At 68.5% G+C, this 14,049-nt stretch carries 8 protein-coding genes; 6 read left to right on the top strand and 2 right to left on the bottom strand.

The genetic code is table 11. From position 1 onward, the window contains the following. Nucleotides 1–7: 7 nt before the first annotated feature. The 6 genes from manD to ACK4FB_RS03185 all read left to right on the top strand — a co-directional run bounded on the left by manD (nt 8) and on the right by ACK4FB_RS03185 (nt 12,494). Entirely contained in the window at nt 8–1,219 is a 1,212-nt protein-coding gene (manD, locus tag ACK4FB_RS03210) for a D-mannonate dehydratase ManD (protein WP_409747778.1), read from the top strand. Between the two features lie 31 nt (nt 1,220–1,250). Beyond that, complete coding sequence (locus ACK4FB_RS03205; RefSeq protein WP_409747776.1) at nt 1,251–2,531, top strand: MFS transporter; 1,281 nt, start codon at nt 1,251–1,253, stop codon at nt 2,529–2,531. A gap of 258 nt (nt 2,532–2,789) precedes the next feature. After that, a complete protein-coding gene (locus ACK4FB_RS03200) occupies nt 2,790–5,801 on the top strand; it encodes a TonB-dependent receptor (protein WP_409747774.1) in 3,012 nt (1,003 codons plus the stop codon). Between the two features lie 84 nt (nt 5,802–5,885). Beyond that, nucleotides 5,886–7,589 carry a DUF5597 domain-containing protein gene (locus ACK4FB_RS03195; RefSeq protein ID WP_409747772.1) on the top strand — a complete coding sequence of 568 codons (1,704 nt, stop codon included), beginning with the start codon at nt 5,886–5,888 and terminating at the stop codon, nt 7,587–7,589. A gap of 14 nt (nt 7,590–7,603) precedes the next feature. Continuing rightward, on the top strand, nt 7,604–10,528 hold the full coding sequence (locus ACK4FB_RS03190; RefSeq protein WP_409747770.1) for a TIM-barrel domain-containing protein: 2,925 nt from the start codon (nt 7,604–7,606) through the stop codon (nt 10,526–10,528). A 220-nt stretch (nt 10,529–10,748) separates the two neighbouring features. Beyond that, nucleotides 10,749–12,494 (top strand): glycoside hydrolase family 9 protein, encoded by a 1,746-nt coding sequence (locus ACK4FB_RS03185; RefSeq protein WP_409747768.1) that lies wholly within the window; start codon nt 10,749–10,751, stop codon nt 12,492–12,494. A gap of 39 nt (nt 12,495–12,533) precedes the next feature. On the opposite strand, the gene ACK4FB_RS03180 is transcribed toward ACK4FB_RS03185, so the two are convergent. Together ACK4FB_RS03180 and ACK4FB_RS03175 are read right to left on the bottom strand one after the other, a co-directional pair. Further along, the gene (locus tag ACK4FB_RS03180) at nt 12,534–13,169 is read right to left on the bottom strand and encodes a 2-dehydro-3-deoxy-6-phosphogalactonate aldolase (protein ID WP_409747767.1); all 636 of its coding nucleotides are present in this window, start codon (nt 13,167–13,169) and stop codon (nt 12,534–12,536) included. Beyond that, the gene (locus ACK4FB_RS03175; RefSeq protein WP_409747765.1) at nt 13,166–14,044 is read right to left on the bottom strand and encodes a 2-dehydro-3-deoxygalactonokinase; all 879 of its coding nucleotides are present in this window, start codon (nt 14,042–14,044) and stop codon (nt 13,166–13,168) included. The genes ACK4FB_RS03180 and ACK4FB_RS03175 overlap by 4 nt, the downstream gene beginning before the upstream one ends. Between the last annotated feature and the right edge of the window lie 5 nt (nt 14,045–14,049).

The following is a 14,049-nucleotide window of genomic DNA, read 5'->3' as shown; positions in this document are numbered from 1 at the left end:
TGGTCCCATGCCCGTCATCACCGCCGCCCGCACCCTCGTCACCTGTCCGGGGCGCAACTTCGTCACCCTGAAGATCGAGACCGACGCGGGGATCAGCGGAGTGGGCGACGCCACTCTTAACGGGCGCGAACTGGCGGTGGACGCCTATCTGGCCGAGCACGTCATTCCGTGCCTGATCGGGCGGGACGCGCACCGCATCGAGGACATCTGGCAGTATCTGTACCGGGGCGCCTACTGGCGGCGGGGGCCGGTGACCATGACCGCCATCGCGGCGGTGGACATGGCGCTGTGGGACATCAAGGCCAAGGTGGCGGGGCTGCCGCTTTACCAGCTGCTGGGCGGCGCCTGCCGTGACGGGGTGATGGTCTATGGCCACGCCAACGGCGAGACGGTGGACGAGACCGTGGCCCAGGCGGCGGACTATGTGGCCAAAGGTTACAAGGCGGTGCGGCTGCAGACCGCCGTGCCGGGGGTGAAGGGAACCTACGGGGTCTCGAAGGACAAGATGTTCTACGAGCCCGCCGACGCGGCTCGTCCGACGGAAACCCGGTGGGCGACCGAGCCTTATCTGAGGACGGCGCCGCAGCTGTTCGAGGCGGCGCGCGAGGCGCTGGGCTGGGATGTGCATCTGCTGCACGACGTGCACCACCGGCTGACGCCCATCGAGGCGGCGCGGCTGGGCAAGGATCTTGAGCCCTGGCGCCTGTTCTGGATGGAGGACGCGACAGCGGCCGAGAACCAGGCCGGGTTCCGCCTGATCCGCCAGCACACCACCACGCCGCTGGCGGTGGGGGAGGTGTTCAACTCCATCTGGGATTGCAAGACCCTGATCGAGGAGCAGTTGATCGACTACATCCGCGCGACGGTGGTGCACGCGGGCGGGATCACCCACCTGCGCCGGATCGCGGCCCTGGCGGATCTCTACAAGGTGCGCACCGGGTGCCACGGGGCGACGGACCTGTCGCCGGTGGCCATGGCGGCGGCCCTGCATTTCGACCTGTCGATCCCGAACTTCGGCATTCAGGAATACATGCGTCACACCCCCAAGACGGACGCGGTGTTTCCCCACGCCTACAGCTTCGCGGACGGGGTGATGCACCCGGGCGAGGCGCCGGGGCTGGGCGTGGACATCGACGAGGCCCTGGCGGCGCAGCACGCCTACAGCCCCGCCAGTCTGCCGGTCGCGCGCCTGTCCGATGGATCCATGACCGACTGGTGAGACGCCGCGCCGCGCGAGGAGGGAGCACGAGATGAGCGAGAGTCCGGTCGAACGCGGTCCGCGCGCCTTTCGGGGCAAGTATCGCTGGGTGATCTGCGCCCTGCTGTTCCTCGCCATCACCATCAACTATGTGGACCGGCTGATCTTCGGCGTGTTGAAGCCGGTGCTGGAGGTCGAGTTCGGCTGGAGCGAGAGCGACTACGCCAACATCGTGGTGGCGTTCCAGGGCGCCTACGCCATTGGACTTCTGCTTGTGGGCCGCATGATCGACCGCGTCGGCGCGCGCTGGGGGTTGGGCGTCGCCATCGGGGTCTGGAGTCTGGCGGCGGCGGCCCATGCGGGGGCCAGCTCGGTGATCCAGTTCGCCATGGCCCGCTTCGCCCTGGGCGTGGGAGAATCCGCCGGCTTTCCGGGTGCCGTCAAGGCGGTGTCGGAGTGGTTTCCCAAGCGCGAGCGGGCTTTGGCCACCGGCATCTTCAACGCCGGCTCCAACGTCGGCGCCCTGCTGACGCCGATTCTTGTGCCCATCCTGGTGCTCGCCTTCGGCTGGCGCGCGGCCTTCATCATCACAGGCCTGTCCGGCCTCGTGCTCATGGCGTTGTGGTTCCTGGTCTATCGTCGCCCGCGCGAGCATCCCCGGGTGACGACCGCGGAACTGGCGCATATCGAAAGCGACCCGCCGGACGCACCCGGAAAGATCAGCTGGGCGCAGGCGCTCAGGCGACGTGAGGCGTGGGCCTTCATCGTCGGGAAATTCCTGACCGACCCGGTCTGGTGGCTGTTCCTGTTCTGGCTGCCGGACTTTTTCGGCAAGACCTACGGACTGAACCTGCTGACCTTCGGCCCGCCCCTGGTGGCGGTTTACCTGCTGGCGGATGTGGGCAGCGTGGGCGGCGGCTGGCTGTCGTCGCGTCTGATCCACCGGGGCTGGTCGGTGAACCGGGGACGCAAGACCGCCATGCTGGTCTGCGCCCTGTGCGTGACTCCCATTTCAATCGCGGTGTTTGCGGACAATCTGTTTGCCGCCGTGGCGGTGATCGGCCTGGCGGCGGCGGCCCACCAGGGGTGGTCGGCCAATCTGTTCACCCTGGTGTCCGACACCTTCCCCAAACATGCGGTGGCGACGGTGGTGGGCCTCGGCGGTTTCGCCGGCGCGGTGGGCGGCATGTTCATCGCCAAGGTCGCCGGCTGGACGCTTGAGGCGACCGGCAGTTACGTGCCGCTGCTGGCCTTCGCCAGCGTGACCTATCTGATCGCCTTGGGGATCATCCACTTGCTCACGCCAGGACTGAGGGCGGTCAGAACCGTCTGACGAGCCGCCAACCCTTCGTTTATCGCCCGCCCGGCCCTGGCCCGGCGGGCGATTTTCGTTGGTCCATCCGGCGCCGAACACGGACTTTCACCAGCAGCAATTGGTTGCGCTAACAAAATAGACGCTGTATTGGAAAATTATTGCATATTTGAAAAGGCCGGTGAGGTGAGACACTGGCGCGGATGTGCACACGGGAGAGCACCCTTCAAGCGCCGGCTACAGGCGTCGAGGGGCATTTGAAACGGGGAGGGGCATTAAATGTCTCAAGGTAAACGCGTCTCGAAATTCGCCTTGTCGCTGGGCGTGTCTGTGATCGCCCTGGGCGTCAGCGCCCCGGCCCTGGCCCAGACGGCTGGACAGCCGGATCAGGCCACGGAAGTCGAGGAGGTGGTCATCACCGGCATCCGCGCCAGTCTGCAGAGCGCCCAGGAGATCAAGCGGAATTCTGAAGTGATCGTGGACTCGATCACCGCCGTCGACATCGGCGCCTTGCCCGATCGCTCAGTCTCCGAGGCGCTGCAGCGCATCTCCGGCGTCACTCTCCAGCGCACCAACGAAGCCCGGGACCCGGCCCGTCTGGCCGCCGAGGGCGGCGGGGTCTTTATCCGTGGCCTGTCGTGGGTGCGCTCCGAAACCAACGGCCGTGACATCTTCTCGGCCCGGAATGGTCGGGGCCTGTCTTTCGAGGACATCTCGGCCGATCTGCTGGCCGGGGTCGACGTCTACAAGAACCCCGCCGCCAACCAGATCGAGGGCGGCGTCGGCGGAACGGTCAACCTCCGCACCCGCCTTCCCTTTGATCAGGCCGATCGCCTGCTGGCCTTCACCACCGACTACAACTACGGCGACATGATGGAGGAGGGCTACTGGTCCGGCTCCGCCATCTTCAGCGACCGCTGGATGACCGGCGCGGGAGAAATCGGCCTTCTGGCGAACATCAGCTATTCCAGCGTCGGCAACCGCACCAACAGCATCACAACCGACCGCTTTGACCCGGTCGAGCAACTGGATGGCTCGACGGTCTTCCATCCGAAGTATCTCGGCTGGCGCGACGGCCGCTGGGAGCAGGAACGCACCGCCGTGGCCCTGGCGCTCCAGTGGAGCCCGACCGCGGACCTCACCCTGACCTTCCAGGGATTCCACTCCGAGGCTGATCCGACCAACATAGAGCGTGTGGCGGGCATCCAGGACGCCACGACCCTGTGCCCCAGCGCGGGCCTGGAGTACCAGAACGGCGTGCTCGTGGGGGGAACCCTGACGGGCTATCACGAAGGCGGCTGGGGCTGCTGGCCCACGGGCAACGTGGTGGGCGGTCCCCAGGGCGGGACCATGGAGGGCATCACCTATGACGGCAACACCCGCTATGGCGAGGACCACAAGACCACCTCGGATTACGCCTTGCGGCTGGAGTACTCCGCCGGCAGCTGGGACTTCAGCGGCGACGTCCAGTATGTGGAATCCACCGCCGACATCCTGAGTTTCACCGTCGGCACCCAGCGCTCCATGCTGGGGACGGCGCCTCTTTCCGCCATGATCGATATCGGCGGGGGCGTACCCAGGATCAACGTGACCGGCGACGACCTGAACCGGGCCTCGGACTACTACTGGGGCTTCGCCATGGACCACATCGAGGCCAACGAGGCGGACTCCCTGTCCTGGCGCGGCGACGCCACCTATCATTTCGACGCGTCCAACGAGTGGATCCGCAACATCAGCTTCGGCTATCGCGCCACCGACAAGACCTACATCACCCGCCAGTCCAACTGGAACTGGAGCATCCTGTCGGCCCAGTACTGGGGCTTCGCCAACGAGGACGGAGGCGTCTGGCACTATCCGGCCGTCTATCTGGATGATTCCTCGCCCAGCGCCGGGCTGCCGGGCCATGCCGAATACTACGGCTTCAATGACTTCTTCCGCGGCGATATCGCCGTGCCGGGCGGCTTCTGGCTGCCGTCGGCTTCGCTGGTCAGCCAGGGCACCCAGTACGCTCATGGCCTGCTGAGCCCCATCACCTCGCGGCCGTGGCCGCAGGGCCAGGGCTGGGGCTGGGCCCCGCTGGTTCCGGACTGGGACAATTTCAGCCCGAATCCCGACAATCCCAGCGGCGGCGTGACCCGGCAGGACGAAGAGACCCAGGCGGCCTACGCCATGCTCCGCTTCGGTCATGACACAGCCCTGCCCTGGGCCATCGACGGCAATGTGGGCGTGCGGTTCGTGCGCACCGAGACGGCCACCGAGGGGCGGGTGCAGTTGCCGGTTCCTTCAGCCGGGGCCTGCCCGGCGCCCACCCCGGAACAGTGCGCGGCCTTCAACGCGGCCCAGCAGTTCAGCCAGGGCGGCGTGCTGGACGCGGTTCCGGCCGGTGGTGATTACAGCAACATCCTGCCCAGTCTGAACATCCGGGCCCATCTGTCACCCGAAGTGCAACTGCGGTTCGCCGCGTCGCGCGCCATGGTGCGGCCGGACTTCAACCAGATGCAGCCCTACACCGACCTGAGGATCAACTTCACCGGAGACGGTTTCACCCTGGATCCGGTTGCGCCGTTCACCGGCGTCGCCGGCAACCCCAACCTGCGGCCCATCATCGCTGACCAGTTCGACCTGAGCCTGGAGTGGTATTTCGCGCCCCAGGGCAGCCTGACCGGCGTGGTGTTCTACAAGAAGGTGCAGGACTACATCTACTCGGGTGTGAGCCAGCAGACCTACACCAACAACGGCGTCACCTACACCTTCGACGTCACCCAGCAGCAGAACGGCGAGGAAGGGACGGTCCGCGGCTTCGAGATCGCCTACCAGCAGTTCTTCGACTTCCTGCCGGGCTGGCTGAACGGGTTCGGCGTCCAGGCCAACTACACCTACATCGACAGCGACGGCGGTGCGAACACGGCGGTCAACATCTTCGACCCCGATCAGGTGGACGCCGCCAGCCTGGCCCTGCCGCTGGAGGGCATGTCGCCGTCCAGCTACAACATCGCCGCCCTCTACGAGCGCCATGGCGTATCGGCGCGCTTGGCCTGGAACTGGCGCGAGCAGTATCTGCTGACCACCTCGGCCGCAAACATCGAGGCCCCGGTCTGGGCCGAGGACTATGGCCAGCTGGACGGGTCGATCTTCTTCGATGTGACCGAGAACGTGAAGCTGGGCGTGCAGGGCACCAACCTGACCCAGGAACGCACCATCCTTCGGGTGGGCTACGGGGACCGCATGCCCCGCTACAGCTGGGTCGACACCGACCGGCGCGTGGCGGTGGTGCTGCGCGCGCGCTTCTGACGTGACCGAGACCGCGCCCCGGGCGATGATCTCGCCCGGGGCGTGCGACCGCCGCCATTCCTGTCGACGACGGCCGAGATTTTGATGACCTTTTCCGCCCGCTTCCGCTTTCTGAGACCCGTCATGGCCGCCCTGGCAGGCGCGGGACTGATACTCGCCGCCGTTTCGTGCGGGGAGGGGGCGGGTGAGCCGATCCCGGAGATCGTCACGCGGAACGGTCGCCACGCCCTGATGGTGGACGGCGCGCCCTTCTTCATGCTGGCGGCGCAGGTCAACAACTCGTCCAACTATGAGGCGGCGCTGGCCGACGTCTGGCCGGCGGTGGAATACATCGGCGCCAACACCGTGCAGGTTCCCATCGCCTGGGAGCAGGTGGAGGCGGTGGAGGGCCAGTTCGACTTCTCCTTCGTGGACACGCTGGTCCGGCAGGCCCGCGAGCACGACGTGCGGCTTGTGCTGCTATGGTTCGCCACCTGGAAGAACACGGCGCCGAAATACGCGCCCGAGTGGGTCAAGCTGGACACCGAACGGTTTCCGCGCCTGATCCAGCAGGACGGGACCCCCTCCTACGCCCTGTCGCCGCACGGGGCCGAGACCCTGGCGGCCGACCGGCGCGCCTTCTCAGCCTTGATGGCCCATATCCGCGACATCGATTCCGCCCATCGCACCGTCATCATGGTCCAGCCCCAGAACGAGACCGGCACCTACGGTTCGGTGCGCGACTATTCCCCGGCGGCCCAGGCCCTGTTCGACGGCCCCGTACCGCAGGCCCTTTTACAGCGGCTGGACCGCCAGCCGGGAAGCTGGGTCGAGGTGTTCGGCGAGGACGCCGACGAGTTCTTCCACGCCTGGTCCATCGGCTGGTACGTCGGTCAGGTGGCCGAGGCGGGCAAGGCGGAATACCCTCTGCCCATGTACGCCAATGCGGCCCTGCGCGATCCGGTCAATTATCAGGATCCCATGACCTATGCCTCGGGCGGGCCGACGTGGAACGTGATCGAGGTGTGGCAGGCTGCGGCTCCGGCCATCGATTTCCTGTCGCCCGACATCTATGAGCGCGGCTCGGTGGTCTATGAGGGGCATCTGGACCGCTACGCCCGGCCCGACAACGCCCTGTTCGTGGCCGAGACGGGCAATGATGCGCCCTACGCCCGCTACCTGTTCGATGTGATGGGCCGGCGCGGCATCGGCTATTCGCCCTTCGGCGTCGACTACACCGGCTACGCCAACTTCCCCCTCGGCGCGCGAGAGGTGACGGAAGAGACCCTGACCCCGTTCCGCGATTTCTATCGCCTGGTCGGGTCGTGGCAGCGGGTGTGGGCGCGCGCGGCCTTCGAAGGCGATGTCTGGGGAGCAGGGGAGCCGGACGACAGCGCCGAGCAGGTGCTGGACCTGGGCGAATGGACCGCGACGGTGCGGTTTCGGCTGTGGCAGTTCGGCATGCACGACTGGACGTGGCTGGGCGAGATTCCGCCCCGCGAACGCGAGCACCCGAACGGCGGCGCAATCGTGGCTAGGCTGGGACAGGATGATTACGTGGTCACGGGCCGCTGGGCGCGGGTCAGCTTTGACCGCAAGCCGCTGGATGACGGGCGCAGCGGCCAGATCCTGCGGGTCGAGCAGGGCCACTTCAACGACGAGGGTGAGTGGGTGTTCGAGCGCCGATGGAACGGCGACCAGACCGACTATGGCCTGAACTTCACCGACCGGCCCGTGCTTCTGCGGGTCCGGCTGAGCGATCAGGCGCGGGCGGGCGCGGTGCGCGCAGTGGGCGCCGACCAGAATTGACGGGAGTGGAAACCATGAGACATTTGCTGACGGGCGCCGCCATGGCGCTGGCCCTGGGCGTCCCCGCGGGGGTGATGCTCGCCCCGTCGCCGGCCGCGGCGGTGGTGCAGGCCCAGGAGGCCGGCGTCGAACGCACGGCCACCGGCGTGATCGTGACCCCGGCCGAGGGGCCGGCGCGGCGGGTCCGCCTGCGGGTCATGGGGCCGCGCATCATTCATGTGACGGCGACGCCGGCGGCTGATTTCGAGAACTTGCCCGACAGCCTGATGGTGACGGCCGAGCCCGCCGGGGCCGGGTTCGAGGTCACGACGCGGGACGGCTATGTCTTCGTCTCCACGCCGGAAATGACAGCCGAGGTGTCGCGCGCCACGGGCCGGGTGCGGTTCCTGGATGCGAACGGCGAGGTCATGCTGGCCGAGCGCGATGGCGGGCGCGAGATCAGCCCCTTCATGGTCGAGGACCAGGACGGGGTGCATTCTTTCCACTCCGTGCGTCAGGTGTTCGAGGCCGCGCCGGACGAGGCCATCTACGGCCTGGGCCAGCACCAGCAGGGGCTGATGAACCAGCGCGGCGCTGATGTTGAACTGACCCAGCACAACATCGATTCCGGCGTGCCCTTCATGACCTCCAGCCGCGGCTATGGCGTGCTGTGGGAGAACAACAGCCTGACCCGGTTCGGCGACCCGCGCGAATACGGCATGCTGGATCAGCGCCTGATCGTGCGCGACTCCGAGGGCAATTTCGGCGGGCTGACGGCCAGCTATTTCCAGGACGGCGAACTGGCGCTGTCGCGCATCGAGAACCAGATCAACTACGAGTTCATCCGCGACCAGCAGCGCTGGCCGCCGGGCTTCAAGGTGCAGCCGGGCCAGCCGGCGCAGGTGGGCGACATGGGCCGCTCGGGCCAGCCGGGCGTCACCGTCACATGGGAAGGCACCCTCGAGCCGACCGTCTCGGGCGAGCACAAATTCCGCCTGTACGCCTCGTCCTATGTGAAGGTCTGGGTCGACGGCGAACTGGTCATGGATCGCTGGCGCCAGAACTGGAATCCGTGGAACCACGACTTCCAGGTCCAGATGCAGGCGGGCCGCCGGGTTCCGATCCGGGTCGAGTGGATTCCCAACGACGGCTATCTGGCCCTGCGCCATCTGGACCCGCTGCCGGCCGAGCAGGACGAGGCTCTGTCGCTGTGGTCCGAGGTGGGCCATGCGGTGGACTATTATTTCGTCGGCGGCGAGAATCTGGATCAGGTGATCGCCGGCTATCGCGACCTGACCGGCGACGCGGTGATGATGCCGCGTTGGGCCTACGGCTTCTGGCAGAGCCGCCAGCGCTACAACACCCAGGGCGAGGTGCTGGCGGTGGCCGAGGGCTATCGCAGCCGCAACCTGCCGATCGACAACATCGTGCAGGACTGGTTCTACTGGCCCGAGAACGCTTGGGGCAGCCACGAATTCGAGGCGTCGCGTTTCCCGGATCCGGGCGGCATGGTCGACCAGCTGCACGACCAGAACATCAACATCATGATTTCGGTTTGGCCGAAATTCTATCCCACAACCGAGCACTATCGCGAGCTCGAGGCCATCGGCGGCATGTACACCCGCAATGTCGAGGTGGGGGCCCGCGACTGGGTCGGACCGGGCTACAACAACAGCTTCTATGACCCGTATCACGAGGAGGCGCGAGCGCTGTACTGGGGCCAGATCCGCGAGCATCTGCACGGGCTCGGCTTCGACGGCTGGTGGCTGGATTCGGTGGAGCCGGACATGCACTCCAACCTGGACCGGCGCGAGCGCACCCTGCGCATGGGCCCGACAGCGGCCGGCCCGGCGGCGCTGGTGTTCAACTCCTATCCGCTGGTCAACGCCGAGGGCGTCTATGAGGGCCTGCGCGAGGCCCAGCCGGACCGGCGCGCCTACATCCTGACCCGCGCCGCCTGGGGCGGACTGCAACGCACGGCCTCGACCTTGTGGTCGGGGGACGTGGTGCCGCGCTGGGACGACCTGCGCGAGCAGATTTCGGCGGGCGTGCAGGTGGGCCTGTCGGGTATTCCGAACTGGACCCATGACATCGGCGGCTTCTCGGTTGAGGAGCGCTACACCACCGAGGACATCACCGCCGAGGATCAGGCTGAGTGGCGCGAGCTGAACCTGCGCTGGTTCCAGTTCGGGGCTTTCACGCCCATCTTCCGGTCGCACGGGGAGTTTCCCTATCGCGAGATCTGGGAGATCGCGCCGGAAGGCACTGAGGTCTATAGGGCGCTGAGCGACTATCTGCGCCTGCGCTACCGCCTGATGCCCTACATCTACACTCTGGGCGCCGAGGCCTATCACCGCGACGGCACCATCATGCGCGGTCTGGTGATGGACTTCCCGCAGGACGAGCGGGCCCGAGAGGTCAACGACCAGTTCATGTTCGGCCGGGCTTTCCTGGTCGCCCCCGTGCATCAGCATGGGGCGCGCAGCCGTCAGGTCTGGCTGCCCCGGGGCGCGGACTGGTACGACTTCAACAGCGGTGCGCGTCACGGAGGCGGTCAGGCGATCACGGCGGACGCGCCGCTGGCGCGCATGCCCCTGTTCGTGCGGGCCGGGTCAATCGTGCCCACGGGCCCGGCGATCCAGCACACGGCCGAGGCGCTGGACGGCCCCATCACCCTGAACGTCTATGTGGGCGCGGACGGATCGTTCGATCTCTATCAGGACGAGGGGACGACCTACGGCTATGAGCGCGGCGCCTTCGCCACCATGCCCATCGCCTGGGACGACGCCGCCGGGGTGCTGACCATCGGCGCCCGCCAGGGCGACTATCCGGGCCTGCCCGGAAGCCAGACGATCCATGTGCGCTTCATCGACGGGACCGGTGATGCGCCGTGGTCCGTGGACGCCGCGCCGCATCAGACCGTGGAGTATGCGGGGCAGGCGGTGACGTTGCGGCGCTAGCGCCGGTCCATCTGGACGGACCGCGCTTTTTGCGGGCAAGCTGCAGGCGGGGATCCGGGACGCTGAAGCCCGGAGCCCCCGCCGTCGCGCAGAACGACGGCGATGAGGGAACCACACGCGGGAGGAGGACCCCATGCGCCTGCAGGCGATAATCGCGGCCAGTATTCTGGTTTTGAATGTTAGCGCTAACGCTGTGGCGCAGGAGGCGCCGATTCCACCGGTGAGGCTGAGCCAGGTCGGCTTCGAAACGGACGGCCGCAAGATCGCGGTGGTCCCCAGCGAGGGGGCGGCGCCGCTGGACTGGCGCGTGGTGGATGCGTCCGGCGACGTTGCGGCGTCGGGGACCAGCGAGCCCTTCGGCATGGACGACGCCTCGGGCCAGGCGCTCCACCGCGTCGATTTCAGCGGCGTCACGGCGGCGGGCGAGGGCTATCGCCTGATCGTCGGCGACATGGAGAGCCGCCCGTTCGCGATCACCGAGCGGCCCTGGGCTGGTCTGGCGGCGGATGCGGCCAGCTATTTTTATCAGAACCGCAGCGGCGTCGAGATCGCGGCGGCGTATGTGGAGCGCGCCGATCTGGCCCGCCCGGCCGCCCATGTGGACGAGACCCTGACGTGCTTCTCGGGTGAGGACATGAACGGCAATGTCTGGCCGGGCTGTGACTATGAACTGAACGTCGGCGGCGGCTGGTACGACGCGGGGGATCACGGAAAGTATGTGGTCAACGGGGGCATCGCCCTGTGGACCCTGCTCAACGCTCACGAGCGGTTCGCAACGACGACCTTCGTGGACGGCGCCCTCGCGCTGCCGGAGGCGGGCAACGGCGTGCCGGACCTGCTGGACGAGGCGCGCTGGCAGATGGAACTCATGCTGGCCATGCAGGTCCCCGACGGCGCGGGTCTGAGCGTGCCGGTGGGCCGGTTCGGGCGCGGCGCGGCGCTGACCTTCACCGAGATCGACGCGGGCGGCATGGCCCACCACAAGGCCCATGACGTGCGCTGGACGGCTCTGCCCATGGCGCCCCACGATGATCCGGAGCCCCGCTTCCTCTATGCCCCGACCACCGCCGCGACCCTCAATCTGGCGGCGACCGCGGCGCAGTGCGCGCGGGTCTGGCGAGAGGTGGACCCGGCGTTCTCGGCGCGGTGCCTGACCGCCGCCCGGCGCGCCTTCGCGGCGGCCGAGCGCAATCCGGAGGTTTACGCCGTGGGTCAGTTCCACGGCGGCGGCGACTATGGCGACAGCGATGTCCGCGACGAGTTCTACTGGGCGGCGGTGGAGCTCTACGCCGCGACCGGGGAGGCCGCGTACGAGCAGCGGATGCGCGCCTCTCCTCACTGGCTGGGCGCGCCCGGCGACGCCCGCGCCAACACCGGCAACATCAGCTGGCCCTCGGTAGGGGCGCTGGGCACGATCACCCTGGCGACGGTCGAGACCGGACTGGCCGAGGCGGACGTGGCGCGGGCGCGGGCGGCCCTGATCGGGGCGGCGGACCGCTATGTGGCGCTGCGGGACGGCGAGGGCTACGCCATTCCCTTCGGGGCGGGCGACTACACCTGGGGCTCCAGCGGCGACATCCTGAACCGGGCCATGATCCTGGCCGTGGCCCATGATCTGACGGGCGAGGCGAAATACCGCGAGGCCGTGGTGGATGCGGCGGACTATCTACTGGGCCGCAATGTGCTGGACCAGTCCTTCGTCAGCGGCTGGGGCGCGCGGCCGATGCAGCATCCGCACCACCGCTTCTGGGCCCCGTCCACGCCCGGCTATCCCGCGCCCCCCGCAGGGGCGCTGTCCGGCGGACCGAACAGCCGATCCATGGCCGATCCGGTGGCCCAGGCCATGCGTGGCACGTGCGCGCCCCAGGCCTGCTGGGCCGACGATGTGGGGTCCTATGCCCTGAACGAGGTGGCCGTGAACTGGAACGCGCCGCTGGTCTGGGTGGCGGCCTGGCTGGATCAGTAGCCGCGCGAAATCGGTCGGGTCGGCGCAAGCCGATCCGGCTCAGATCATTCGCGCCCAGGAAGATTTCCACGCCGCGACGAACGCCCGGGCGCGCTTGCCCACCTCGGCCGCGTCCATCCCCGGCTTGTAGAGCGCCGAGCCGATGCCGAAGCCCGAGGCGCCCGCGCGGCGCCAGTCGGCCAGGGTGTCCGGCGCCACCCCGCCCACCGCGTACAGGCGCGTGTCCGACGGCAGCACGGCGCGCAGGGCCTTCAGCCCGGCCGGTCCGGCGATCTCGGCGGGGAACAGCTTCAGGGCGTGGGCGCCGGCGGCCAGAGCCGCGAAGGCCTCGGTGGGGGTGAACACGCCCGGCAGGGACAGGGCTTGAAGCCGGCGGGTCTCGGCGATCACCGCCGGGTCGGCGTTGGGTGAAATGATCATGCGGCCGCCGGCCTGCACCGTTTCGCGCGCGGCCTCGGGCGTCAGGACCGTGCCGGCGCCGACGAGGGCGCGGCCTTCGAAGCGCCCGGCCAGGATCCGGATGCTGTCCAGCGGCCGGGGCGAGTTCAGCGGAACCTCCAGCACCCGGAACCCCGCCTCGACCAGGGCGTCGCCCACGGCGGGAGCCTCCTGCGGCGTCAGCCCGCGCAGGATGGCGATGAGGGGCAGGGCGTCCAGGGTCTCCAGATCGGTCATGCCGTTTCCTTCCACAGACGCCACAGGCCGCGCGTGACGGCGGCCTCGGGGTCGATCGGTGTCGACGCGCGCCCGGCGCGGGCCAGGGCGCGGCCGTAGCGGTGGTTCAGAGCCGGGGCGCCGATCAGGTGAACCGGGCCTTCGAACCCGCCGCCCGCGCCCGCGATCTCTGACCCGATCAGCAGGCCCGAGAGATAGTCGGGGGCGGCGCCGGGCGCCAGACGGCCGTCCAGCTCCGCCGTACGCACCGAGAACAGGGCGGCGGTAAGGGCGGGGTCGCCCAGCCCCCGGTCCACGCCCGCGTCGAAGGCCTCCGGGTCGAACGGGCCTTCGGTCATGCTGCGCCCCAGGATGGAGTGGGCGCGCAGCACGGCGAACAGTTCGCCGGTCATGGCCGTGCGCAGGTCGGTGATGCGGCCGCCCGTCATGCGCACCCATTTGGAATGGGTGCCGGGACAGACCGCGACGCCGTCGGTCAGGGCGCCGAACACCTGAACCTCCTCGCCGCGCATGACGTCCATCAGGCGGCCGTCCTGCCGCTTGCAGACGCCTGGGACGATGCGGACGCCCGAAGCAGCCTCGATCAGGTGCGCGCCCAAGTCGGCGAGGGCGGCGGGGGTCTCCACATAGGGCGCCTCGACCCAGCCGCCGCGCGCGCCGGCCATGCCACAGACCAGCACCGGGGCGCCGTCCGCCCGCCAGTGACCGACCACGTCATCCAGCACGGCGGCGAACCGGTCCGGCGACAGGCCCGCCGCGCCGCGATTGTCCGCCCGACGGCCCAGCACCGCGCCTTCGCCGTCCAGGGCGAAGGCGCGCAGGTTGGTGGTGCCCCAGTCGACACCGACCAGGGCGATGGCGGTCCATTCGCTCATGGCCG

Origin of the sequence: Brevundimonas sp., assembly GCF_046299535.1 — a bacterium.
Classification (GTDB): Bacteria; Pseudomonadota; Alphaproteobacteria; order Caulobacterales; family Caulobacteraceae; genus Brevundimonas.
This window is presented reverse-complemented; position numbering and strand designations above follow the sequence as displayed.